28 protein-coding genes are annotated in these 24928 nt (G+C 58.8%); 26 read left to right on the top strand and 2 right to left on the bottom strand.

Translation table 11 applies throughout. From position 1 onward, the window contains the following. The first annotated feature begins 1 nt into the window (after position 1). From AC30D7_RS26240 to AC30D7_RS26120, 25 genes are all read left to right on the top strand, one after another. Positions 2–208, top strand: coding sequence for a phage head-tail joining protein (locus tag AC30D7_RS26240; RefSeq protein WP_038980012.1), 207 nt, complete (start codon positions 2–4; stop codon positions 206–208). Continuing rightward, positions 208–1689 carry a phage portal protein gene (locus AC30D7_RS26235; RefSeq protein ID WP_490136014.1) on the top strand — a complete coding sequence of 494 codons (1482 nt, stop codon included), beginning with the start codon at positions 208–210 and terminating at the stop codon, positions 1687–1689. The genes AC30D7_RS26240 and AC30D7_RS26235 overlap by 1 nt, the downstream gene beginning before the upstream one ends. After that, on the top strand, positions 1686–2840 hold the full coding sequence (locus tag AC30D7_RS26230) for a head maturation protease, ClpP-related (protein WP_490136013.1): 1155 nt from the start codon (positions 1686–1688) through the stop codon (positions 2838–2840). The genes AC30D7_RS26235 and AC30D7_RS26230 overlap by 4 nt, the downstream gene beginning before the upstream one ends. Further along, positions 2837–3181, top strand: a complete 345-nt coding sequence (locus AC30D7_RS26225; protein ID WP_282410686.1) for a head decoration protein — start codon at positions 2837–2839, stop codon at positions 3179–3181. The genes AC30D7_RS26230 and AC30D7_RS26225 overlap by 4 nt, the downstream gene beginning before the upstream one ends. A 62-nt stretch (positions 3182–3243) precedes the next feature. Then, positions 3244–4239: a major capsid protein gene (locus AC30D7_RS26220; RefSeq protein WP_490136012.1), complete on the top strand. Its 996-nt coding sequence runs from the start codon at positions 3244–3246 to the stop codon at positions 4237–4239. Positions 4240–4241: 2 nt separating this feature from the next. Beyond that, positions 4242–4562: a head-tail joining protein gene (locus AC30D7_RS26215; protein WP_201059397.1), complete on the top strand. Its 321-nt coding sequence runs from the start codon at positions 4242–4244 to the stop codon at positions 4560–4562. Further along, a complete protein-coding gene (locus tag AC30D7_RS26210; RefSeq protein WP_490136011.1) occupies positions 4559–5224 on the top strand; it encodes a hypothetical protein in 666 nt (221 codons plus the stop codon). The genes AC30D7_RS26215 and AC30D7_RS26210 overlap by 4 nt, the downstream gene beginning before the upstream one ends. Then, positions 5217–5726, top strand: coding sequence for a hypothetical protein (locus tag AC30D7_RS26205; RefSeq protein ID WP_490136010.1), 510 nt, complete (start codon positions 5217–5219; stop codon positions 5724–5726). The genes AC30D7_RS26210 and AC30D7_RS26205 overlap by 8 nt, the downstream gene beginning before the upstream one ends. After that, entirely contained in the window at positions 5723–6328 is a 606-nt protein-coding gene (locus AC30D7_RS26200; RefSeq protein ID WP_490136009.1) for a phage baseplate assembly protein V, read from the top strand. Before AC30D7_RS26205 ends, AC30D7_RS26200 begins: the two co-directional genes overlap by 4 nt. 54 nt (positions 6329–6382) lie before the next feature. Continuing rightward, positions 6383–6598 carry a hypothetical protein gene (locus AC30D7_RS26195; RefSeq protein ID WP_490136008.1) on the top strand — a complete coding sequence of 72 codons (216 nt, stop codon included), beginning with the start codon at positions 6383–6385 and terminating at the stop codon, positions 6596–6598. Between the two features lie 5 nt (positions 6599–6603). Then, entirely contained in the window at positions 6604–6930 is a 327-nt protein-coding gene (locus AC30D7_RS26190) for a GPW/gp25 family protein (RefSeq protein WP_490136007.1), read from the top strand. Next, positions 6927–7814, top strand: a complete 888-nt coding sequence (locus AC30D7_RS26185) for a baseplate assembly protein (RefSeq protein WP_490136006.1) — start codon at positions 6927–6929, stop codon at positions 7812–7814. The genes AC30D7_RS26190 and AC30D7_RS26185 overlap by 4 nt, the downstream gene beginning before the upstream one ends. Next, on the top strand, positions 7811–8419 hold the full coding sequence (locus tag AC30D7_RS26180) for a phage tail protein I (RefSeq protein ID WP_490136005.1): 609 nt from the start codon (positions 7811–7813) through the stop codon (positions 8417–8419). The genes AC30D7_RS26185 and AC30D7_RS26180 overlap by 4 nt, the downstream gene beginning before the upstream one ends. Then, positions 8412–9992: a phage tail protein gene (locus AC30D7_RS26175; protein WP_490136004.1), complete on the top strand. Its 1581-nt coding sequence runs from the start codon at positions 8412–8414 to the stop codon at positions 9990–9992. Before AC30D7_RS26180 ends, AC30D7_RS26175 begins: the two co-directional genes overlap by 8 nt. 9 nt (positions 9993–10001) lie before the next feature. Next, positions 10002–10544 (top strand): DUF4376 domain-containing protein, encoded by a 543-nt coding sequence (locus AC30D7_RS26170; protein ID WP_490136003.1) that lies wholly within the window; start codon positions 10002–10004, stop codon positions 10542–10544. 103 nt (positions 10545–10647) lie between these two features. Next, positions 10648–11817 (top strand): phage tail sheath subtilisin-like domain-containing protein, encoded by a 1170-nt coding sequence (locus AC30D7_RS26165; RefSeq protein ID WP_490136002.1) that lies wholly within the window; start codon positions 10648–10650, stop codon positions 11815–11817. A 12-nt stretch (positions 11818–11829) separates the two neighbouring features. Beyond that, a complete protein-coding gene (locus AC30D7_RS26160) occupies positions 11830–12333 on the top strand; it encodes a phage major tail tube protein (RefSeq protein WP_490136001.1) in 504 nt (167 codons plus the stop codon). 12 nt (positions 12334–12345) lie between these two features. Continuing rightward, positions 12346–12657, top strand: coding sequence for a phage tail assembly protein (locus tag AC30D7_RS26155; protein ID WP_123720930.1), 312 nt, complete (start codon positions 12346–12348; stop codon positions 12655–12657). 149 nt (positions 12658–12806) lie between these two features. After that, positions 12807–15320, top strand: coding sequence for a phage tail tape measure protein (locus tag AC30D7_RS26150; RefSeq protein WP_490136000.1), 2514 nt, complete (start codon positions 12807–12809; stop codon positions 15318–15320). A gap of 12 nt (positions 15321–15332) precedes the next feature. Then, positions 15333–16178 (top strand): phage tail protein, encoded by an 846-nt coding sequence (locus AC30D7_RS26145; protein WP_490135999.1) that lies wholly within the window; start codon positions 15333–15335, stop codon positions 16176–16178. After that, positions 16153–16359, top strand: coding sequence for a tail protein X (locus AC30D7_RS26140; protein ID WP_123720933.1), 207 nt, complete (start codon positions 16153–16155; stop codon positions 16357–16359). Before AC30D7_RS26145 ends, AC30D7_RS26140 begins: the two co-directional genes overlap by 26 nt. An 82-nt stretch (positions 16360–16441) precedes the next feature. Next, the gene (locus AC30D7_RS26135; RefSeq protein WP_490135998.1) at positions 16442–17491 is read left to right on the top strand and encodes a phage late control D family protein; all 1050 of its coding nucleotides are present in this window, start codon (positions 16442–16444) and stop codon (positions 17489–17491) included. 54 nt (positions 17492–17545) lie between these two features. Beyond that, positions 17546–18109: a glycoside hydrolase family 19 protein gene (locus AC30D7_RS26130; protein WP_490135997.1), complete on the top strand. Its 564-nt coding sequence runs from the start codon at positions 17546–17548 to the stop codon at positions 18107–18109. Continuing rightward, a complete protein-coding gene (locus AC30D7_RS26125; protein ID WP_490135996.1) occupies positions 18091–18633 on the top strand; it encodes a lysis protein in 543 nt (180 codons plus the stop codon). Before AC30D7_RS26130 ends, AC30D7_RS26125 begins: the two co-directional genes overlap by 19 nt. Before the next feature lie 150 nt (positions 18634–18783). Next, positions 18784–19578: a DNA adenine methylase gene (locus AC30D7_RS26120; RefSeq protein ID WP_490135995.1), complete on the top strand. Its 795-nt coding sequence runs from the start codon at positions 18784–18786 to the stop codon at positions 19576–19578. 85 nt (positions 19579–19663) lie between these two features. Here AC30D7_RS26120 and AC30D7_RS26115 read toward each other — a convergent pair whose 3' ends face one another. After that, entirely contained in the window at positions 19664–19906 is a 243-nt protein-coding gene (locus AC30D7_RS26115; RefSeq protein ID WP_490135994.1) for a hypothetical protein, read from the bottom strand. Between the two features lie 486 nt (positions 19907–20392). Between AC30D7_RS26115 and AC30D7_RS26110 the strand changes: the two genes are divergently transcribed. After that, the gene (locus AC30D7_RS26110; protein WP_490135993.1) at positions 20393–23815 is read left to right on the top strand and encodes a PIN domain-containing protein; all 3423 of its coding nucleotides are present in this window, start codon (positions 20393–20395) and stop codon (positions 23813–23815) included. Positions 23816–23989: 174 nt separating this feature from the next. On the opposite strand, the gene AC30D7_RS26105 is transcribed toward AC30D7_RS26110, so the two are convergent. Further along, complete coding sequence (locus tag AC30D7_RS26105; protein WP_490135992.1) at positions 23990–24799, bottom strand: hypothetical protein; 810 nt, start codon at positions 24797–24799, stop codon at positions 23990–23992. Positions 24800–24928: the final 129 nt, after the last annotated feature.

Raw genomic sequence — 24928 nt, 5'->3', positions numbered from 1 at the left:
TATGTCATTTACCCAGAAGCACCTCGACGCGGTTGAGGCGGCCATCGCTCGCGGAGAGAAAACCGTGCGCTACACCGACCGCACCGTGGAGTACCGCACGGTCGATGAGCTGCTCAAGGCTCGCGAAGAAATCCGCTCGTCGCTGATCAGCGCCGCCGGGCCGCGCTCGCGTGTGGTTCGGCTGTACCACGGAGGCAAAGGAGTCTAATGGCCCGCCACTATCCGACGCTGACCCGTAACGGATTCTTGCTGCCGTCGAACATCAAGGCCAGTTACGAAGGCGCCGGGGAGGGCCGCCGATCCACTGGCTGGGATGCTCCCGACAACGGGATCAACAGCATCAACACCCCGGCACTGCGTAACCTGCGTTCGCGTTCGCGGGCGGCGGTTCGTAATGACCCCTATGCCTACAACGTGATCGACAAGCGGGTCAGCAACCTGATCGGTACCGGCATCACGCCACGGCCCAAGACCGACGATGAAGCTCTGCGCAAATTGCTGCAGGAACTCTGGGAGGACTGGGTCGATGAGTCGGACGCCGATGAGCGCACCGACTTCTACGGCCAGCAGGCACTGATCGCGCGCACGGTGGAGACCTCCGGCGAGTGTTTTGTTCGCTTGCGGCCGCGCAGTCTCGACGAGGGCCTGGCGGTGCCGTTGCAGATTCAGGCGCTGGCGCCGGAGTTCGTTCCGCACGACAAGTACGAGACCACCAAGAACGGCAACGTCATCCGCGCCGGGATCGAGTTCACTCCCAGTGGCAAGCGGGTGGCGTACTGGATGTACCTGTCGCATCCGCGTGATGCGTCGTCGCTGAACGCCGGCTACAACCAGCTGGTACGGGTGCCAGCGGCCCAGGTGCTGCACATCTTCGAACCGGTCGAGCCGGGCCAACTGCGCGGCGTGCCGCGACTGTCGCCGGTGCTGAAACGCCTGCGTAGCCTCGACAACTATGACGACGCGGTGCTGTTCCGTCAGGAGGTGGCCAACCTGTTTGCCGGCTTCATCAGTCGACCGCCGCAGGACTCTGGACCGGTGCCGAGAGATCCCGTCACCGGCCAGCCGCTGAGCCTTGATCGCGACGGCTTCACGCCAATGGTCGCGCTCGAGCCCGGCACCATGCAGGAGCTGGGGCCGGGTGAAGAGGTCGAGTTCTCCAAACCGCCGGACGCGGGTAACAACTACCCGGACTTTATGCGGCAGCAACTGATGGCCGCTGCGGCGGGAACGGGCACGCCTTACGAAATCCTCACCGGCGATATGCGCGAGGTCAACGATAGGGCGCTGCGTGTGGTGCTCAACGAGTTCCGGCGTCGCCTGGAGCAACTGCAATTCAGCGTTTACGTCCACCAGCTTTGCCGCCCGGTTCGGGCTGCCTGGATGGACATGGCTGTGCTGTCGGGCGCTCTGGTGCTGGAAGACTACGCACAGCGTCGCCGCGAATACCTGCGCACACGTTGGGTGCCACAAGGTTGGGCCTACATCCAGCCCGTGCAGGACGTACAGGCTCGGCGGATGGAAGTGCAAGCCGGCTTTGCCTCGCGTAGCGAGATGGTCCTGCGCACCGGCTACGACGCGGAAACGGTCGACGCGGAAAACGCCGCCGACCTGGTCCGGGCCACAGCTCTCGGCCTCAATTACACCACTCTCGAAGCTTTCGTCCCCATCGACGACAAGGAGCAACCATGAGCAAGAAAGCGAGCCCGCGCATTTATAACCGGGCTGGCAAACGCGTGCAGGTACAGGACAAAACCTGGTATGCACTGCAAGCCAGCGGCGAAGCCGCCGAGCGAGTCATCGAAGTCTTCGTCTACGGCGAGATCGGTGCCTGGGGCATCACCGCCAATCAGTTCGTGCAAGATCTGCGCGCCATGGACGACGGCGTCTCGCAGGTGATCGCGGCGTTCAACAGCATTGGCGGCGACCTGTTTGACGGCTTGGCCATGCACAACGCGCTGTCGCGTCTGGGCGAGCGTTGCACCGGTCGAATCGATGCGTTGGCCGCCAGTGCGGCCAGCGTCGCAGTCTGCGGGGCACACAAGGTCGTGATTGCGGCCAACGCCATGCTGATGATTCACAACCCATGGACCTACGCGGCCGGGGATGCCGAAGACTTTCGCAAGGTGGCCGACGTCCTCGACCAAACCATGGAAGCGATCATCGCGGCCTACAAGGCCAAGGCGCCGGACATCGATGAGGTCGAATTGCGGCGGCTGGTCGCCGCTGAGACTTGGCTGACGGCCAATGAGGCCGTGGCCTTGGGCCTGGCCGATGAAGTCGGCGATGGCATCAAGGTCAAGGCCTGCCTCGGCCAAGGCGGTGTGCTGCAGCGTTACCAGCACGCACCGGCCGAACTGCTGGCCCAGCTCGATGAACCACCCGAGCCAGATCCGGAGTTAGAGCCTGAGGATCCGCCACTGGTACCGCCGGTGGTCGACTCGACGAAGTTGGCGCTGATGATCACCCAGCGTTGCACGGAGGCGGGCATTAGCAACCTGGTCGCGCCGCTGCTCAGTTCGACGAAGCTTGAAAGCGAAGAGATTGTCCTGGCTGGCCTGGCCCGCGCCAAGGCGGTGAATGACCTCTGTGTGGCGGCCCGGTTGCCGGAGTTCAGTGCCGAATACGTCGCGGCGGGGCTGGATGCTCCAGCCGTCCGGGCGCGTCTGTTCGACAAGATTGTCACCAGCGGCAAGGGCTTTGAAATCGACAACAGTCTACCGCTCGACAACGACCCGGCACCCAAGGTGCTGGCCAAACAACCTGATCCAACCTCGATCTGGGCCTCGCGACAAGCAGCTCAGTCTGGAACCGCGCACGGCGCGAAAGGAGCAAGAACATGACCATCAAAAAAGAGCCGATCCACGCGGGTGAATTTCTCCTGTCCGAGGGCGCCGGGAACATTTCGCGGGAGTCGATCAACGTTGCGGCAGGCCCTGCGCTAGATCCGGGCCAAGTCCTCGGTCTGGTGACGGCCACGGGCGAATTCGCGCCGTATCACCCTACCGCCGAAGATGGCACTCAGACCGCCGTCGCGATTCTCTTCGGACCACTGGGGGAGTCGGACGTCGTACGCCGTGGTCGCGCCGTGGTGCGTTTGGCTGAAATCAGTGAAGCGCATCTAACCGGGCTTGATCTCGATGCCGAAAAGGCGCTGGCCGCCCATTTCCTGATCGTTCGATAAGTCCGTCAGTCACGTTTACCCAGCCCGCCTTGAGCGGGTTTTTTCATTTCTGGAGAGCACCCATGGCCGAGATCGCCATTTTTGACGACGAAGCGTTCACCGTCACCGCGTTGACTGCTGCACTCAACGATCAACCCTACCTGCCGGGCCGCATCAGCGCCCTGGGTCTGTTCCGCGAGGAAGGCATCACCACCCTGACCGTTCAGATCGAAAAGGACGGCGATACCTTGGCCCTGGTGCCTGCCGGTGAACGGGGCGGCTCTGGTCTGGTGGTCGCAGCCAGCAAGCGCAACCTGATCCCGTTCAACACCGTGCACCTGCCGGAGCGCTTCACCATCAAGGCCGACGAGATCCAAGGCATTCGCGCCTTCGGTACCCGCACCGAGTTGCAAGCGGTGCAGGATGTGGTCAATGCCCGTCTGGCCAAAGCGCGTCGTCAGTTGGACGCGACCCATGAGTTCCAGCGCATGGGCGCGCTCAATGGTCTGATCCTCGATGCCGATGGCTCGACGGTGCTGTTGGACCTTTATGACCGCTTCGGTGTGCAGCGTCAGAAACTGCCTATGGGCTTGGCGGATCCAGGCACTGAGTTGCGGGTTAAATGCGGTGAAGCGCTGGATATGCAAGAAGACGCGCTCGGCAGTGTGACCAGCACCGGTTCCCGCGCCTTCTGCGGCAAGAACTTCTGGAACAAGCTGATCGTCCACAAGTCGGTCAAGGAAACTTACCTCAACAGCCAGCAGGCGGCGGCTTTGCGTGGTGATGCCCGGGAGAGTTTCGAGTTCGGCGGCATTATCTGGGAGCGCTACCGTGGAAAGGTGGCCGGTGTGTCTTTTGTCCACGACGACAAGGCGTTGTTGGTCCCTGAAGGTGTGCCGGATCTGTACATCTCGGTGTTTGCTCCCGCTGACTACATGGAGACGGTCAACACTCAGGGCATTCCGTACTACAGCAAGCTCGAGCCGCTACCGTTCAACAAAGGCATGGCCGGTGAGGCCCAGTCCAACCCTCTGCACCTATGCACCCGACCGCGCGCACAGATCCTGCTGGAGCTCTGACCATGGGCTTTCGCGATCTGATCGCCGAGGTCGACGCCGTGGTGTTCGAGACCCTGGGCGACACCGCGCGGATCGAAGGCCGGGAGGAACCGGTGCTGGGCATGTTCTCCGCGCCCTGGCTACAGCCGAAGATCGGCAAGCTCAACACCGGCCTGCGCGAGCCTCGGTTCGAGATTCGCGTTAGCGACTCGCACGGACTGGAGCAGGGTTTGCTGGTCACCATCGAACTGCCTGAGTTGGATGGTGGCGGCGAGTACGACCTGCTGCAGCTGGAGCCCAGCGGTGACGGTCTGGTCGCCCTGATCCTGAGGATGCGCGCATGAGCGTCGGCAGCTACTACAAACCGTCAGCCGGTGGCGGGATGCTCTCCATCCAATCCTCGGCGGTGGACCTGAAAGCGTTTCAGGACTTCGCCAAGCTGGTACCGAAAGCAGCCGCAGCAGCGCACCGTCGAGCGATCAACAAGACGTTGGGTTGGTTGCGCACGCACATTGCCCGCGCAGTCAGCCGGCAAGAGCGCATCGCCGTCGCGGCGGTGCGTCAGCGTCTGCGCAGTTACCCGGTGTCCGGGGGAGCCACGAGTGGCAAGTTGTGGTTTGGTCTCAACGCGATCGAGTCCAGCCGGATTGGGCGAGCACGGCAGTCCGGTAGCGGCGTGTCGGTGGCCGGGCGGCGGTATCAAGGGGCCTTCCTCAAGAAGGTTTATGGCAACAAACCCGACATCTGGATCCGCACTGCGAGCAAGCACTTCAACGCAGACGACTATCCCGATAGCACGGTGTCGTCGGCCGCCGGTGCCAGCTCGGGATGGGTCGTGGAAAACGGCGATCGCTTTCCACTGGCCAAGGCCAAGGTGTCACTGGAGCAAGCCCGCCCGCACTTCGACACCTGGGTCAAACGGGCCGACGCGCGTCTGCTGGAGATCCTGCAACAAGAGCTCAACTTTGAGCTGCAGAAATACCTCAAGGGGACGGCCCATGTCTGACGAGCCTTTTAGCCTGGACCAGCTATATCAGGCCATCGAGCAGCACCTGGTGAGCAATCTGTCCGGCATCAAAGCGGTAACGGCTTGGCCCAACATCAAGGACCGCATCGCGTTGCCGGCGGTGTTCATTGAAATGGCGGAGATGGAACCGGGGGTTGATATCGGTACCGGTGAGACCAGCCTGATTTGCCGGTTCGAAGCACGGATCATCGTTGATCCTATCCGCCCGAAGCATTGCCAGCAGGCCGCGCACTTGGCAGCGCAGTTGGCCGTGTTACTCCGCCTGCAAACCTGGGGCTTGGCGGTAGAGCCCGCTGAGTTCGTTCAGGCCACACAAGATTGGACCAAGCCGGAGCTCGACGGTTATGTGGTCTGGCTCGTTGAGTGGACTCACCAGATTTACTTGGGCGCTGAGGAATGGCCGTGGCCGGATGAGCTACCGGGCTCGCTGGTGATCAATGTCGAGCCAGGTGACGGCCCGGTTCATCCGGAGGATCTGTGAGTTACGCCAGTGCGGAACACGACCGCATGATTGCCGCAATGCTGATGCCGTGCGTGGTGGTCGGCGTGGATCTGGCTGCGGCGATGGTTCGTGTCTCCAATGGCGAATGGACCAGCGCCTGGGTGCGCTGGCACAGCCTCGCAGCCGGTAAGGCGCGGCATTGGCGGGCGCCGAGCCTCGGCGAGCAAGGGGTGTTGTTCAACCCCAGCGGACAGGCTGGCATAGGCACCTTTATGCCGGGGCTGTACGGCAATGCCGGCGCCCAGCCGGACAACCGCGACCATGTTGAAGTCTGGCGCTTTGACGATGGGGGCTCGCTGATCTACGACTGGCAGGCCAAGACCTACACCATCACGCTGCCCACCGGGACAATGACGATCAAGGTCGGCAGCACCGAAGTCGCCGTGACGGATGACGCCGTGACGGTGAAGGTTGGCGGCACCGAGGCCGCGCTAACGCCCGATTCGATGACGGTTAAATCGGCCGCCATCAAGTTGGTCGCAGCGGTGGAAATCGACGGCACGTTACACGTAACGCAGGACATCACCGGCAGCGCCTCGATCCTCGCTGCTGGATCCAGCGACAACCATCACACGCACTAATCAATAAACCCATTCATCCCGCCCAGTGCGGGCTTTTTTATGCCAGGAGAAAACATGGCCAAGACCACCGAACAGTCAGCTGCCGATCAGTCGCGGGCGGATCTGCTGCTGACCTTTCGCGACAAGGTGTACACGTCGCGCACTCTGATCATTCCTGGCAGCGATCGCACGCTGTCGGTGGCCAAGGGGTGTGTCGAGGTGTCCGTTTCCGATGAGCAGGCCGTCGCGTACCTGAAGGCCCATCCCGAGATTGAACCACTGAAGGAGTGATGTAGATGATCGGAATGGATCGCCATACCGGCCAGCCCATTTCCGGCATCGAGCATCTGCGCCAGTCCATGGGTGACGTCCTGGGCACGTCACTGGGCAGCCGCCGGCACCGGCCGGAGTACGGCAGCAAGGTCCGCTCCTACGTGGACTTGCCCGTCAATGAGGGATGGAAAAGCTCCGTGCAAGCGGAAGCCATTCGTGCCCTGGAACGCTGGGAGCCGCGGCTGAAACTGCAGCGCGTGCGCGTGCTGTCGGTGCTGAGCGGGCAAATCAATCTGAGCATTGCCGGCGACTACCTCGGTGACAGCTTTCTTGTGGAGGTCAGCGTATGAGTCTGCTGGATCTGTCGGCCCTGCCAGCGCCGGATGTGCTGGAGCCTCTGGACTTTGAGACCACCTATGAGGAAGGGCTGGGCGTCTTTCGCGGCTACATGGGTGACAACTGGACCGCGACGCTGGAAAGCGATCCGGTCACCAAGGTGATCGAGGTCGGGGCTTACATCAAGGTCGGGAACCGCGCCCGGGTCAACGACGGCGCCAAGGCGCTGTTACTGGCCCATGCCATTGGCAGCGACCTCGACCAGTTGGGGGCTAATTACAATCTGAAGCGCCTGGTGATTCAGGCCGAGGATCTGACAGCGGTGCCGCCGGTACCGGAAATCAAGGAAAAGGATGATCCGTTTCGCGAGCGCATCCAGTTGGCCTTTGAGGGGTTGACCACGGCCGGCCCGCGTAATAGCTACATCCTGCATGCGCGTAATGCGTCGGGCCTGGTGGCGGATGCCACGGCGGAAAGCCCGGCGCCGTGTTGCGTCACGGTAACGGTGCTGAGTTCGGAAGGGGAAGGCGAGGCCGGCCCTGAGCTGTTGGCCATCGTGGACACGGCGCTGAATGATGAAGATGTGCGGCCGTTGACCGACTGGGTGACGGTGCAGCGCGCGGAGATTATCCGTTACCGCATCGATGCCATTTTGCACATGAGCAGCGCCGGGCCTGAAGGGGATGCCAGTTTGGCCGAGGCCATCAAGAGACTGGCAGCCTGGATCAACCCGCGCAAGCGGTTGGGGGTTGAGGTGGCGCGGTCGGCGATTGACGCTCAGTTGCACGTTGCCGGCGTTTCCCGGGTCGAGTTGCCCGGCTGGGTCGATCTGGCTCCGACCAAGGCGCAGGCGGCCTGGTGCTTCGATTACAACGTCACGATGGCGGGGGCGACATGAGAAGCCTGCTACCCAGCAATAGCACGCAACTGGAGCGCGCCCTGGAGGCGACGTTTTACGAGCGCACGATTGTCCCGCTACGCACGCTCTACAACGCCGATACCTGCCCGGTGCATCTGCTGCCCCATCTGGCATGGGCGTGGTCAGTCGATCGCTGGGACTACCGTTGGCCCGAAGCGACCAAGCGCGCCGCCATCAAGGCGTCGTATTACATCCATGCCCACAAGGGGACCATCGGCGCCTTGCGCCGTGTGGTCGAACCCTTGGGCTACCTGATCGAAATCGTCGAGTGGTTCAAGACGGTGCCTAAAGGCGAGCCGGGCACCTTCGCGCTGAAGGTCGGCGTTCTGGACACCGGGATCACCGAAGAAATGTATCAGGAGCTGGAGCGCCTGATCGACGACGCCAAGCCGGTCACCCGGCACCTGACCGGGTTGGCGATCAGCCTCGAAACCCAAGGCGATTTGAATATCGCCGTATCCCTCTACGAAGGCGACGAAATCGACGTTTACCCGCCGGTGATGCGTGACATCGAGGTCACGGGCCGCTTCGGCGTGGTCGGGCGCGAACACTCCATAGATACCCTGGACGTTTACCATGATTGATGCGAACTCGCAGTTTTTCGCCATCCTCACGAACGTGGGCATGGCCAAACAGGCGAACGCCGACGCGCTCGGCATTCCCTGGAAGATCACCGAAATGGGGGTGGGTGATGCCAACAACACCGACCCGATCCCCAATGCCTCGCAAACAACGCTGATCAACGAATGGCGGCGCCGGCCACTGAATCAGCTCAAGATCGACCCGATTAACCCGGCGGTGCTGATCGCAGAGCAGGTTATCCCGGCGGATGAGGGCGGTAAGTGGATTCGCGAAATCGGCCTGTACGACGCGGACGGGGATCTGGTGGCGGTGGCTAACTGCGCGCCGAGCTTCAAGCCGTTGCTGTCGCAGGGCTCGGGTCGCACGCAAATCGTGCGCATGAACTTCATTGTCACCAGCACCGGCAACATCACGCTCAAGATCGATCCGGCGATTGTCCTGGCCTCGCGGGCCTACGTCGACGCGGCCATTCTGGAGGTGCTGCCGAAGAACAAGACCTCCGGCGAGTGGACTCGGGTCAAGACCAACGATCGGGGGATTGTGGTGTCGGGTGACAACCCAAACACGCTGGCGGGCATGGGGATCACGGACAGTTACACCAAGGCTCAAGTCGAGGCGATGATTGCCCAGGCCTCGGCGTTGCCGGTGGGGGCCACCGTGGCGTTTCCACTGGACAAGGTCGCTCCCGGGTTTCTTGAGCTGGATGGCAGCGTCAAGAGCATTGCGGCCTATCCGGATCTGGCGGCGTTCCTAGGTACGGCCTTCAACAAGGGCGATGAGGGGGCCGGCAACTTCCGCCTGCCGGAATCACGCGGCGAGTTCCTGCGTGGCTGGGATCATGGGCGCGGGGTTGATGCAGGTCGCGCAATTGGCACTTATCAGAAAGGTTCGTTGCTTTACGGTAATGATGATACTGGTGCCGAGGTTCACGGGCTCAATAATATCAATGCTAATCGTGTTGGCTTGGGCTGGGATCTTCCGGCGATGGCTGACTATTCTGGGAGCAGCGCGTACACGGCAAGCGGAGTTCAAATTCCCGGCTCCTCGCTGTTTTCTCAAGCGCACTATGGTGTGTCGCGCCCGCGCAACTTGGCGGTGATGTGGTGCATCAAGGCCTGGAACGCGCCGATCAATCAGGGAAACATCGACATTCAGGCGCTCGCGGCGCTGGCGACGCAGGCCACGGAAGCAAAGCTGGGCACGGCCAAGATTGCCACGCAGGCGCTGACCGATGCCGGCGTGGATGACGCCACGATCGTGACCCCGAAAAAGCTCCGCTGGGGGTTTCAAATCCTCAAGGCCACCAATGGCTATATCGTGTTCCCGTCGTGGCTGGGCGGCCTGGTTATTCAATGGGGGATCTTCACCGGGAATGGCGGGAATGATCTTTCCGTTCCTTACTCGATCCAGTTTCCCAATGCCGTGTTCACGGTGCAGGCCACTCTGCAATACACGCCGTCTGCGGCAATGAATGGCTATGTCGATGTGTCGCAGGGCGTGAGTAAGACCGCCTTTTGGGCAAAGCACTCGTTTTCGGGCCCTACCGCAATCAACTGGCTGGCAATCGGTCACTAAGGTAAATCTATGAAATACGCAGTGTTTAACGATGACTCGACCTTGCAAACTTGTCTGATTGAAGGGGTTCATCCAATCCCCGTGTCGGCGCTAAAAATCGACGACAGCCTGTTTATCAGGCTGACCCAGGAGACGGATGGGGTTTGGCGTCTGGTCGACGGTGAGGTGGTCAAGCAGGCGCTGCCGGAAGCCGTGCCGGACTATGCGCAGTTGGTCGCCGTTGAGCGCTTCCGGCGCGAGGCTGCCGGCGTAGCTGTTGCAGGCCTGCAAATCGAGACGACCCGCGAAAGCGCAGGGTTGGTCTATGGCGCCGGGCTCTCGGCGCTCCTCGATCCCGAATACCGCTGCAACTTCAAGACGGTGACTGGCTTTGTCGAGATCGGATCTGCGCAAATCATTGCGATTGCCAAGGCGGTTCGGGCGCACGTCCAGGCCTGCTTTGACCGCGAGCTGACATTGCTGCGCGCGATTGAGGCGGGCGAGTATCACGACGACATGCTGTCAGAAGGTTGGCCGGATTCATCGCCGCCTGACCCTGTAGAGCTGCAATAGACGCCCCGCACTGACGGGGCGTTTTCTTTTCCGTTACGCGTAACACGAACACCCTCACAGCCTCGCTTATGCGGGGCTTTTTCGTTTCTGGAGATTGACCCTTATGAGTGGTTTTTTTCACGGCGTTACGACCACGCTGATCGACACCGGCGCGCGCACCATCTCGCTGCCGTCGTCCTCGATCATCGGTCTTTGCGACACGTTCACCCCGGGCGTTCTTGGCGGCGGCACGGCCAAGGCCGGCGAGCTGAAGCTGATCACCTCCGAACGCGAAGCCATCGCGGCGTTCGGCGCGGGTTCGGCCATCGCCAAAGCGGCGGCTGCGATCTACGTACGGGCCAAGGCGGTGATCGTCGCTGTCGGCGTGCCCAAGCTCGAAGACGCCGCGCTGCAAACGTCCGCCATCATTGGTGGCGTTCTTGCCGATGGCCAGCGTACCGGTCTTCAGGCGCTGCTGGACGGCAAGAGCAAGCACAACGCCCAGCCCAAACTGTTGATTGCCCCGGGGCATTCGGCGACGCAGGCCGTGGCCACCGCCATGGATGCCCTGGCCGGTAAGTTGCGCGCGATCGCCATCATCGACGGGCCGAATACCACCGATGAGGCCGCCATGGCCTACGCCTTGAACTTCGGCAGCAAGCGGCTGTTTCTGGTCGATCCGGGCGTGCAGTTCTGGGACACGATCGAAAGCGCGACGGTCGATGCGCCGGGCTCGGCGTGGACGGCAGGTCTGTTTGCCTGGACCGATGCCGAATACGGCTACTGGGCGTCGCCGTCGAACAAGGAGTTTGTCGGCATCACCGGCACGAGCCGGCCGGTCGAGTACCTGGACGGCGACGCCACCTGCCGGGCCAACCTGCTCAATAACGCGAACATCACCACGATCATTCGTGACGGCGGTTTCCGTCTGTGGGGCAACCGCACGCTGTCCAGCGATCCGAAATGGGCGTTCGTCACTCGCGTGCGGACTTGCGACATCCTCATGGATGCGGTCCAGGCCGGGCACAAGTGGGCGGTCGACCGCTCGATCACCAAGACCTATGTCAAGGACGTGACCGAAGGTCTTCAGGCGTTCATGCGTGACGAGAAGAACCGTGGCGCGGTGATCAATTTCGAAGTCTACGCGGACGACGAAATGAGCACGGCCAGCCAAATCATGCAGGGCAAAGTCTACTGGCGCATTCGTTTCACCGACGTGCCGCCGGCGGAAAACCCGAATTTCCTCTTCGAAGTCACCGATCAATGGGCGACCGAAGTTCTTGAAGCAGCCTAAGGGGGCCGTTCGATGATTCCTCAAGTTCTCTCCAACTGTAACGCGTTCGTCGACGGCATCAGCTTCGCCGGCGACGTGCCGACCCTGTCGCTGCCCAAGCTGACCCAAAAGACCGACGACTACCAGGGCGGCGGCATGTTGTCGCCGGTCGAAATCGCCACGGGCCTGGAAAAGCTGGAAGCGGCGTTTACCACCAACGGCGTGCGCCGCGAGGCGCTGAAGTACTTCGGCCTGGCCGATCAGACCGCTTGCAACATCGTGTTCCGTGGTGCCTTCAAAGGCCTGAAGGGTGCGGTCACACCGGTCATTGTGACCATGCGCGGCGGCATCAAAGAGGTCGACATGGGCGACTGGAAACCGGCCGACAAGGCTGAAATCAAGCACGCGATCAAGCTCGTTTACTACAAGCTGGAGGTCGACGGCCGGGTCATGTACGAGATCGATCCGCTCAACATGGTGATGGTGGTCGATGGTGTCGACCAAGCTGCCGCCGAACGCTCGGCCCTCGGCCTCTAAGGACAGAAGCACATGACTCAAGTAACCCAGGACCAAGAACTGCCGAGCTGGCTGAAGCTGAGCGATGAGGGCGTGACCGTAACGCTCAAATACAAAACCCTAATCAGCGGTGTCCTGACGGACAAGCTGATGATGCGTGCGCCCAGCGTCATGGATTGGCGCGCCTCAAAGGTGGCGGGCAATGGCGACTATGAAAAACAGGAGTTGTCCCTGTTCAGCAGTTTGCTGGGGCTCACTGAGGCGGAATTGTTGAGCCTGAAATACAAGGACTATCAGCGCCTGTCGGCGGGCTATTTTCGCCTGGTCGAAGAAGACGACGTTTAACGCGACCACCCTGAAAATGGCGGCCCAGCGCTTGGCGAAAGAGACTGGTTTCTCTGCCGCCGAGATTACGGCCATGCCCTTTTCAGAGATGGTTTGGTGGCTCACGGATTGAGCCGCTGTTTGATCGACCCGACGTATAGGGCAAGTACATGGCGAACAAACTCGCGCTCGGCCTGGTCATTGGCGGGGCGGTCAGCTCTACCGTGGGTTCCGCGTTCAAGGATGTCACCAGTCGCATCAAGCGCCTGGAGGCTGAAGGCAAAAAAGCCCGGGTGCTGGAAAAGACCATTGGCGACACCATGCGGTTGCGCGATGAATGGCGCAAGGCACACATGGCGGGCGAGAAGGGCGCCGGTGCGCTGCTGAAGCAGCTGGAAAGCAATCTCAGCAGCCTGAAGAAGCAAGGCGTTGAAGTCCGCAATCTGGCCAAGGCTTACAGCACCATGGGGCAGGCGGCCGCCAAGGCCGAGCTGAAAGCCAAGGGTCACCAGCAGATCGATGAGGGCAAGCAGCGGCTGAGAAGCAGTGTCGGCCAGGCGGTCGCCGGCACGGCCGCGCTGGCGCTCCCGGCGAAGATCAGTGCGGACTATGGCGCGATCATTCGTGACATTGCGATCAAGTCGAACATTGCCAACAAGCCCGAAGAAGCGAAGCTGTCCCAGACGGTGATCGACACGTCTCGCGACACCGGCATGGCGCGTAATCAGGTGGCCGAGGTGGTCAACGCGCTGGTGGGGGCCGGCATGGAGCTGGACAAGGCCCTGCAATATGCCCCAACGGCGGCCAAGTTCGCCGTGGGCCAAGGCTCGGATGGCGGCGAAACGGCGCGCATGATCAACGCCCTGGGGCAGAACGCCAAAATCACCGATCCGGCCATGATGCAAAAGGCGCTGGAGGCGATCGCCTACCAAGGACAAGCGGGCAGCTTCGAGGCGGCCGACATGGCGCGCTGGTTCCCTGAGCTGCTGGCCGGCATGGGCAAGCTGGGCATCACTGGGATGGATTCGGTGACGCAGCTGGGCGCGATGCTTCAGGTGCAAATGAAGACCGCCGGCGGCTCGGATGAGGCGGCGAACAACCTCAAGAACTGGATGGAAAAAATCGGTTCGGGCGACACGGTCGAGGCCTACAAAAAGGCCGGGATCGATTATCAGGGGTCGATGAACACCGGCCTGCAGAACGGCAAGTCCACGTTGGAATCCAGCTTTGAGCTGGCGCAAAAATACATCGCGGCGACCGATCCGAAGAAGGCCGCCGCTATGGCGGAAGCCACGGCCAAGATCAGCAAGGAGACCGATCCGGAAAAAGCCAAGGCCATGATTGCCTCCCTGGAGCAGGCCTTGCGCACCGGCGATCTGTTCGCCGACATGCAGGTCAAGGGCGCCTTGACCGCATACATGCAGTACAAGGATCTGTATGCGAAGTTAAAAAGCGAGTCGGCCAGCGCCACGGGGATTCTGGATAAGAACCTTGAGGAGCGCCGACAGTCCTCCGCGCAGAAACAGGCGGAAATGGTCCAGGGTATCGACGACGCTATGCGTGGCATCGGTGATGCCTTTCGGCCGGTGACTGACGCAGTGGTCGACGGGGTGACCTCCGTCACGCAAGGCCTCGCCAAACTGTCCGACGAATCGCCCCGGCTGGTGACGGGCATCGGCGCGGCCGTCGCGGCCGTGATCGGCTTTCAGACCGCCATGAGCGGCTTCAAGATTGCCAAGGGGCTGATGAACATCGGGCGTGGCTCGCTGATGGGCAATCCCAATATCCCGCAAAAGGTAATCGTCACCAACATGCCAACCACTGGTGCCGGCGGGCTGGATGGTGGCGACTTCGATGCCGGTGGCGAAGGCAAAAGAGGCAAGGCGGGCGGCAGGGGCGGTGGCGTTCGTGGTGGGGGTGGTGTCGATGCTGTGGTCAAAGGTACGGCGGTGGTTGCGGTGGCTGAAGCCGGTTTTAAGGCGTGGGATACCTACCAGAATGCCGAGACGCAGGACGAGAAGGCCGAAGGCTATGGCGCGGCGGCGGGTGGTCTGGCCGGTACGCTCGCCGGTGCTGCTGCCGGTTCGGCGATTGGTTCGGCTGTTCCGATCATTGGGAATCTCGTGGGTGCCGTGATCGGTGGCTACCTGGGCAGCATGGGCGGTGATGCCCTAGGCGGTGTACTCGGCAAGTCGGTGTTTGGCGCTGACGAGACGCTGAAGACCATGCCCGCGGCCGGGCCGCTGATGATGGCTAACGCCGGCAAGAACATCCCGCCGGTGATGGGCGACATTGCCAAATCGTTCGCCGCGCCAGTGCCGGGGTCGCTGGTGATGGCCAACGCCGGCGAGGTGGTACCGGGCGGGCCAGCCCCCGCTGCGCGTACGTCTAACGCTGCCGAAAGGCAGCCGGGAGATGCCGCGCGCTCCATGATGTTGCCACCGGCCAATGCTGATGCCAGTGCGGGGCCGCTGGCCAAGGTCCTGGTGCCGGCCGCGAAGCCGGAGCCCGCCAAGATCGAATCCAAGGTGGACATTCAGGCGCCGTTTTCGATGGTGGTTAACGGTGACGTGAAAGACGGTGCGGCGCTGTATGCGCAACTCAAACCATTCCTCGATCAGCATCAGCGCGACCTCGCCAAGCAACTGGAGAGCCGCAAGCTCTACGACGAACCGCACGTTTAATCAGGAGGACTCATGGAAGCATTGGGTCAATTACAGTCGGGGCTGAAGTACCTGGCCTCGGCCGGGGAAACGGGCCGGCGCAGCCTCGACGGCATGCTGGGCCCGGTGAACGGCGCGATCGGGGAAATCACCGGCGCGGCGTCCGAGCTGGAAGGGCTGCCCTTTGTCGGTCCCGCGATGGGGGCCAAGCTTCAGCGCGTCATGCGCGGGGTGAATGCGGCGCAGGCCAAGGTCGGGCAGGTGGTGGCCACGTACAACACGGCCACCCGGGCGCTGTCGCAAATTGACGAGCGCATGGGGGTACTGAAGGAACAGGTGGGCAAGGCGGCGACAGCGATCAATAAGATCGCCGGCAAGGCCAGCCCGGCGCTGGCCAACATCGTGCCCACCGGGGCCTTTGCCACGGACTCGACGCCGGCATCGGAAGCGGTGAAGCCGTTCCCGCACTTGCTGATCATCCAGCCCCAAGACCCCAAGGCGCCGCCGTATTTTTTCAACCTCGACACGGCGGCCTTTGACGAGTTGCGCCGCTCGACCGAATTCCGCTGGGCCTCGCAGGAGCGTCTGTCGCGCCGCCCGGCGCAGCAAGCCGTGGGCATGGGCGACGAGAAAATCACGCTCAAAGGTGCGATCTTTCCGGGGTTCAAGGGCGGCCTGAAGCAGCTCGACACCTTACGCGCGATCGGCGCCAGGCTTGAACCGTTGAGCCTGGTGACGGGCTATGGCGACGTACTGGGGAGCTGGTGCCTCAAGAGCATTGAGGAAGAACAGAGCGCGCTGATGCAGGGCGGCATCCCGCGCAAACAAGGGTTCACACTGGAGTTTGTGCGCTATGGCGACGACATGCAGAACGTCTGACGGGGATCTGTTGGACACCATCTGTCACAACTACTACGGCCATCTGGTCGGCAGTGTCGAGGCGGTACTCGATGCCAATCAGGGTTTGGCTGACGAGCCTCAACCCTATCGCGCCGGGGTAGTTATCACGCTGCCGGATCTGCTGGCCCCTGCTACGGAGCAGGTAACGCTATGGGATTGATGGTCTACACTCGTGTCGTTCATCACTTCAAATTCCTTACTTTCTTGCCCGCCTTGTGCGGGTATTTTTTTGGAAAAAATTCATGACGCCCATCTTTCGTATCGTGGCGGATGGTACCGATGTCACGAGCCTGATTAACGATCGGCTGTTGCAGCTCAGCACCACGGACAAGCCCGGCATGGAGTCGGATGAGTTCGAATTGCGTATTGACGATCGCGACGGGCTGGTGACGCTACCCCGTAAGGGCATCGGTATCGAGATCTACCTGGGCTATGCCGAGACGAGCCTGGCGCGCTTGGGGCGCTATGTGGTGGACGAGGTCTCGGTATCCGGTCCGCCGGATGTGATCGTGATCAAGGGCAAGGCCAGCGACATGCGCGGCAGCGGCAAGACCATCCGCAGCGGTAGCTGGGAGAACGTGCCGCTGTCCAAGATCGTCAGCGATGTCGCCACGCGTAACGGCTGGCAGCCGGTGTGCCCGGTCACGACGAAGGTCGCCCGGGCGGACCAGCTCAGCGAATCCGACTTTAACTTCATCACCCGACTGGCCAAGCAATACGACTGTACCGCCAAGGTGGGCGACGGGAAGCTGTTGGTGATGCCCCGCCAAGGTGGCCAGACGGCCAGCGGCAGGGCGTTCGGGGTGGTCACTCTGACCCGCAGTGAGGTCAGTCGCTGGCAGTTTCGCTTTGGCGATCGCAGTGCGCATAAGGCGGTGGCCACCAAGCACCAAGACAAGAAGACCGGAAAGCTCGCGGTCGTCTCCCTGGACAATGACGACGTGCCGGACGGCCTGCCGGCGGTGCATACCGATCGGCATATTCACCCGAACAAGACCGCCGCGGAATCGGCGGCCAAGGCGCGCTTGGCGGCATTCAACCGTTCGAGCGCGGATGTTCGCTTTGAAATGCCCGGCCGCACGGACCTGTTTGCCGAGCGGTCCATCAGTGCCCAGGGTTTCAAGGTCGGGCTCGATGGCGAATACCTGATTGATTCGGTCGAGCAGGTCTACACCCAAGCCGGTTGGTCGACCACCGTCGAATGCAACGGTTGCAAGAACGGCAGGGCCAAGGCCAAGGGCAGGAAAAAGAAGAAGGAGGCGAAGCCGGTCAAAGTCGTGTCCCTGAAGTAACGCCAAAACGAATCCATAGCCGCCGAGTGCGGTTTTTTTATGCCTGGAGTTTGTATGTCCTTAACCGAGAAACAGCTGCAACTCATCATGCCGAACGCCCGCCGCCAAGCGGGCGTTTTTGTATCCGCCCTAAACACCGCCATGGCCCACCGGCAAATCAACACACCGAAGCGGCAGGCCGCATTCCTGGCCCAAGTCGGTCACGAGTCTGGCCAACTGCAGTACGTCCGTGAGTTGGGCGGCGACCAGTACCTGAGCAAGTACGACACCGGCAATCTGGCGGCGAAGCTGGGCAATACGCCAGAGCCGGATGGTGACGGCCAGCGCTATCGCGGTCGTGGCCTGATCCAGGTGACCGGCCGCAACAACTACCTGCGCTGCAGCTTGGCATTGTTCGGTGACGAGCGATTGCTGCGCACCCCGGAGTTGCTCGAGCTACCGCAATGGGCTGCCGAGTCGGCCGCCTGGTTCTGGTGGGTGCGCGAGCTGAACGCCCTGGCGGATCGGGATAAGTTTGAGGCGCTCACCCGCAAGATTAACGGCGGCCTCAATGGCCTGGCGGATCGGCTGCAAATGTGGGAGCGGGCGAGGGCGGTGCTATGCGTCTCGTCGACCTGATCCCGGCGCCGTGTCGGCAGCTGGCTATCGGCGTGCTGCTGGCTGCTTTGGCCGGCGGTTCCGCCATGGCGAGCTGGCAGGTTCAGGACTGGCGTTACGGCCGACAGCTTGAGCAACAAGCCCGCCTGCAGGCGGAAAGTCTCAATCAACTGACTCTGGCCGCTGCATCTCAGCAACAAGCCGAGCAGGACAAACGCCTGGCCCTGGAGCAGCGGCTTTCAGCCAGTGAACAAACCCATTACCGAGCCCTGAGCGATGCCCAACGTGATCAAGGTCGCCTGCGCGACCGCCTTGCCACTGCTGATCTGCGCCTGTCAGTCCTACTCGATGCCACTGATGCCGCCAGTAGCCGCACAGTGTCAGCCGCCTCCGCAACCGGCGGCATGGTTCATGGCGCCACAAGAGCCCAACTTGACCCGGCGCATGCTCAACGAATTATCGGCATCACCGATGCCGGCGATCGAGGATTGATCGCGTTGGCGGCCTGTCAGGCCTATGCCAAAGGAGTCTCAGCACCGAAGTGAAAAAGAGCGACCGGAGTGGATGCGTCAACATCCAACCCGGTCGCCGTCCCTGCAGATGGTCCCTGCAAGTCCAGCCAAGGCTCTTACTCCGTGCACGAAGCGCGGCGAGCCTAGCACCTGTTTATCCATACAGTAAAGGTCTTGCTCTCTATGTCTACACCCATCATCCCTTGGATGGGCGGCAAACGCCGCCTGGCCGACCGCCTCATTCCGCTCTTCCCACCGCACGAATGCTACGTCGAAGTCTTTGCCGGCGGTGCCGCGCTGTACTTCATGCGGCCTCAAGCCGCGCCGGTTGAAGTCCTCAACGACATCAACGGCGACCTGGTGACGCTGTACCGCGTTGTGCAGAACCACCTGGAAGAATTCGTGCGCCAGTTCAAATGGGCGCTCAGCTCGCGCCAGGTGTTCGAGTGGCAGAAGATGACCCGCCCGGAAACCCTCACCGACATCCAGCGCGCCGCCCGGTTCTTCTACCTGCAGCACCATGCCTTCGCCGGCAAGGTCACCGGGCAGACGTTCGGTACCGCCACGACCGGGCCGGCCATCAACCTGTTGCGGATCGAGGAAAACCTCTCGGCCGCCTGGCAACGGCTGTCCGGCACCTACGTCGAAAACCTGCCCTGGCTCGAATGCGCTGAGCGCTACGATCGCGCCCACACCTTCCATTACATGGACCCGCCTTACTGGCAGACCGCGGGCTATGGTGTGGACTTTCCGTTCGAGAACTACGAGCGCATGGCCGACTTCATGCGCCGTTGTAAAGGCAAGGTAATGGTCAGCATCAATGACCACCCGGACATCCGGCGGGTGTTCCAGGGGTTTCATTTCGAAACGCTGGACATCCGCTACAGCAACACCAACCAACGTCAGGGGAGGGCCGAGGTGAGCGGCGAGCTGGTGATCATGAACTGGGAGCCGGCAGCACTGGGCGCGCTGTTTTAGCGGTGCTCGTGTTGCGATGTGTTGGATCAGGGTGTCGCTTGGTACGCGGCTAGAGGCATGGGACTTTGTCGCGGGTATGAATCGCTCAATAACAGCCATCACGAACGTCGGCGATAAACCGCAACGTGTCAGCCTTGCGATCGGCAGAGCAGTCAGCTCGCTTCACCAGTGATTCACAGTAGCCATAGTCATCATCAATCAAGATGCGCAATAGGCTCACGCACAACAGGACCTCATCGTCGTAGTTGGTCTGCAGCGTATGATACTGCGCCTTCAGTTCGTCAATGCGCGCCTGCAGCTGCTGGCATGTTTGTTCGGCCTGGTTCATGGCTAGGGCTTTTCGTTATTTAAGCTTAATTAGCCTAGTCCAGCGGCTGGCGGAGCGGGGGGGCTTTCGTTCGATTCGTTACGGGTATTGGTGCCGATCCGACTTAGCCTCTACCCGGTGCCCCTAAGGTTGCGTTTCACTAGATGAGTACGTCCGGCCCCAATACGCAGAGGGGGAAGCCCGCTAGAGAATCACTTAGGAGTCAACACCACAGCCAGGTACCAAGCCAGCATGGCAGATAGCTGTTCTCTCAGATACGATTAGAATTTAAACGTAGCCTTGAGGTGCATGAAATATGAGTTTTTCTCTAGCTGAAAATCCTGAGCTTATCCTGGGAGCGGTGCTGCTGGTATGCGTCGTTTTCGTGTTTAGTTTCAAATTCGTTAGAAAGCGAAACGTAAATGTCAAAGCGAATAACGGCTCGGCTGCGGTTAATGGAAAGAATACTGGTGGTATCACAATTAATCATAATAAAGAGAAATAATAGTGATTATTAGGGATTTTCTCAAGCGCTTGACAGGGAAAGTAGTCGCAACAAGTGTTGTAGCGAAAAACACAAGTGTTGCGATTAATGGTCCTAATAGTGGCCCAGTCACGATAAATGATCTGGATACTATCGTTGAGGCAGTCTCTAAAACCAGTGCAGCGCAGTATGCAGTAATAACTCAAGGTGTGGATGGGGACCTACATACTGAGTTTGATAGGCAGGTGAATGAATATAGAGATAAGATGAATTCTGGCGCAGTTAAAGTCGCTCTGGATTTATTTGAAAAGCTCTTGGATAATCAAGAAAATAAGCTTAGTGATGTTCTGATTTTTCGTATCAAAGCTAACATTGCACTCTGCCATTATCAATTGGGTAACGTGGCGTGTGCGCCAGGTCTGCTCCTTGAAGCTTGTACCTATGCTCCAGAAGACCGAAGGGCCATAGCCAATAAAGTCTTAGCATATGTGTTGCAAGATGATTGCGACAAAGCGTTGACGTTCGGAAATCAGAAAATTCTGGAGGACCCCAATAACGAGTTATTAGCCGGATTTCTATTGCAGGCGATTCGAATAAAATATCAAAGTGAGGGCGGGTTCTACGATCCATTTGACAAATTCTCTGAGCGGGTTCAGCTCAATCGAACCGTTCGAATAGCGCACATACACCTCTTGGCTTCTCAGCGCGTTGAGGGGTGGCGGATGATGGCGAAAAAATTCCTTGAAGAATACCCGGATGACGCACAGGCAAAAAACCTTATAGCCATCGGAATCCTTCATCATTATGTAGATCACCGCCAAAGTGCAAACGGTTTCACGTTCACCAATGAAGAAGTTGATGAGCTAAAGCTAGCTGCTGAATATATTGGCCTGGAATGGCAGGCGTTTAAGTCAAGTGATGGTGTTGCTCATAACGGAGATATTCTAAATATTCAGAATCTCTTGATTCTGTATAAACTAACTAACGATGTGGATGCACTTGTACGAGAGTGTGCCTATGTGCTTGCACATCTGTCAGGCGATCAGGATGTTATTGAAGCAACCGCGCGAAGCTTGATTGATATAAATGAAGTAGAACTGTTTGATCAGGCTGTGCAGAAAGTCGCTAACCCAACAAGCGCGAAAAAGCTCAAATTTCTGAATATGGTAGCAAGGAAAGACTGGGAAGGGCTCAGCAAGTTTCAAGACTATAGCTTTGCAAAGTTCGACGATCAGTTTGCCATCCACGCTAAAGTGGTCGTGTACATAGCTCGCGCGTTCGCAGGACAAGCGCGTGGAAAAGAACAACTAGAACAGTTGCTGGCCAGCTCTGAATTGGATAGCCGAGGTCGGTTGTTATTGTTTGAGTTCGCTGCTACAAGCAAACTCAACTCTATCGCCAGAATGGCTCATGCCTATGGACACGACCGAGTCAGCGAGCGCTCCGAGGTAATCGAATTTCTTCACTATATGAAGCTTGTCCGCTTTTTGATGTTATGGCGAGAAATTGTAGTGAGGCTCGAGTTTCATCCGGCGGCTCATGAAAATTATGAGCTGAAGCACATGCTTGCCCTCGGTTTTCTGAACGAGTATCCGATAAGAGCCGAGGCGGTCGATTTTTTTGAAAAATACGTAGTTCCCAATCCTGAAGGATTCGAACTGTTAGCCGGTTGTTTTTACTTTAAGCGAAATGATTTTTCGCGAGCTGTACCCTTGGTTGAAAAGTACTTGGAAAATGGAGGGGGCGATCTGTTCGCCTTCATCGTATTATGCGATATTGCTAAGTTAAGCAATGATAATGTTGCTTTAATTAAACTATTCGATAACTATGATCCTGAGTCATTAGAAGGTACCCCCGAGCAACGCATTCACGTTGCGAGGATTCGAGCTTCGATCGGCGATGGGGTTAAAGCTCTTGCGGAAGGCTATAAGTTAGTAATTGACAACCCCAATTCGGCAGCGGTTGCGCTAGGCTATTTCAGTATATTCCTTACCGCGGAGAAAGCTGAAATTTTAGACAGCACAACGGTTGTCAGCAACGATTGCCACTACCGGCTAGTATCTTCCGATGGGGAAGTAATCGAAAGAAAGGTCGAGGCTAATACCGAAGATCTCTTAGCGCTTTCTCCTGAAAAGGTTGATTTGTACACTAGGCGAGTCTGGGGGTACGGAATTGGATACGAATTCACGCAGGAAAAATTGCAGGGTACTGTAGTGTGGAGGTTGGATGAGGTCAAGCATCACTACCTGCATGCATTTCATCAAATTTGTAACAACTATGAAAGTCAATTTCCAGATGCGGGAGGGTTGTGGGCTTTAAAGGTTGACAAAGATGATCTTCAACCGCTTCTTAATTTTATGCAGAGTCAGATGGATCGGGATGAGACGCTATTAGGAGAGATTTTCGAGAAGCATATGCCTTTTGAAGTTGCTTCAGGCCTAAGTAAAAAGAACATCTTCGATCTTTACGATCTGGTCCGAGCAAAGGGGGGAGTGATCAGTACCTGCGTGGGTACAAAGGATGAAAGATTGAATTCGATGCAGTTGGTGGAGAGTTACCAAGGTAGGCCGGCAATACTAGACAGCTATGCTGCGAGGGTTGTAGTTGAACTAGGCTTGCTGGACTCCCTTAAGGCATACTTCGGTCACGTTATTGTATCTCATAGCACGATACAGACGTTGCAAATGATGGCGGTTGACCGCGCAGAGTTTCCATATGTTGAAAACTCAAGTCATGACAATATTCTGCGCATTATCGAAGCGCTGGAAGATGCCTGCGAAGTCGTTGTATTCGACTTTCCCCGAGCCTCAGATGAGCTGACCGAAAAGCTGATTGAGTTGAACGCCGGAGGAATTGCACCGTACTTCATCGCGAAAGAGCGGGGAGCCCTGTTCATATCCGAGGATTCTTTCTCGCGAGAGTTTGGAGCGAATGTATACACGGTTTCTGATAGCTCATGGCTTCAGACAGTAATAAATGTGTTGGTGCAGCGAGGAATCATTGGAGGGGAGCAATATGCTCGTTCTATCCTTGGCTTGGCTGAGCGTAAACATAGTTTTGTGTCAGTTGGAGCTGTCTTGCTGGAGCATACTTATCAGAGTGATGCGACCGCCAATCTCTCCCGGTTGTCGATGCTGTGCGAATTTATAGGTGGGCCTAATGCTGAGCTTGAAAGCCATTATCAACTAATACTTCAATTTATTTTGGCCCGCTGGCTGCTGGACTACAACCCAAATTACGATCTCGCACTAGAAAGTATGTTGCTTAAAAAGCATGGAGATGCGTTTCCGTCTGCAAAAGCGATGAATGCAACTTCACTATTATTAGAACGGCTGGTCACGATACCAGGTGGGCGCGAGAGATTACTCGAACTTGTCAATATTCCAGTGCTAAGGTTGAGAAAATTCATCATTGGTTGGTGGAAAGGCCACTTTTACAACGGTTAATCATGCAATTCAATGCCCGGTATGCATTTCTGCAAGCAGGCAAGAATAGATGTTGCGGCCCGCAAACACGGGCCTTTAGCGCCAAGCTGCCATGTACTCCTACATAATTGGCGTTTGATCTGCTTAAGTAAAAAGAGGAGGGGGGGAAATCGTTGAGACCTTCTGAAATACATCTCAAAAAATCGTCTTGATGACCTTGTCTACACCATCAATGAGGTCCGTTACCTCTTCGGATGTGGGATCACTGGAACTCTTATGACCGCATTTGTTGCGAATATCCCCTAGGAACTGGATCTGGCGGTGCTGGGACAGTTCGATGATGTTGGCTGCTCTCAGGGCTTCAATGATAGGGGTGATCGTGGTCAGCTTTTTGGGTAGATCGTGCTTGTCTCGAACTTCCTTCAGATGGCCTTCCAGTACCACTCCTGCAATCGCACCAGCGGCGCGAGCGAAGCCGGATTTCAGTAGTCCACGCGAGGTGTCGAGCTCGGAATCGTAAAGGTCGGCTTGTACAAGCTGCTTAATGTCGAAAAGTGAGCTTTCGAATCGGCGCTTGATTGCCTCTACAATGGCGATCTGTTGATCCAGTAGCGGAATGGCTGTTTGCATGCTTGCTAGCACATCGCCGAGCCTGCTGGTCTGAAGGCCCTGACAAGCGTCTTCAATGCGATAGGTTTCAGCGTCCAGAGTTTTTCGCGTCTTGGGGCGCTCGTATAACCGGACGAAGTCATTGAGGCGGTCGGGTAGGAGCTGTTTAACCAGTGTGACGGCTTCAGAGTACCAGTGATGATAGGCCTTTTTGAATGACGGTAGGCCTTTCAGGAATTTCTCGGCTTTCTCCTCGTCACCGTTGGACGATTTAAGGACTGCTTTCCGGAATCGGTCAGGGGTAGCCTCGTACGTCAAACACATCGCGAGCGTTGAGGCCTCGCTCAGAAGTGCATCTAAATCCTTCCGGTATTTCTCTAGATTTGATATGTCCATATTTTCTAGCCCGGAAAGGGGCTAGCTCCGCTTCGTTGAGGATCGATCATCGAGAGTAATTGCATTTTGCCCCATATGCCAAGCGGTGCACTGTTGAGGGCGCGGCGATTCACCTGCCTAGGGCAAATT

Source organism: Pseudomonas sp. DF5, assembly GCF_058148225.1.
This window is presented reverse-complemented; position numbering and strand designations above follow the sequence as displayed.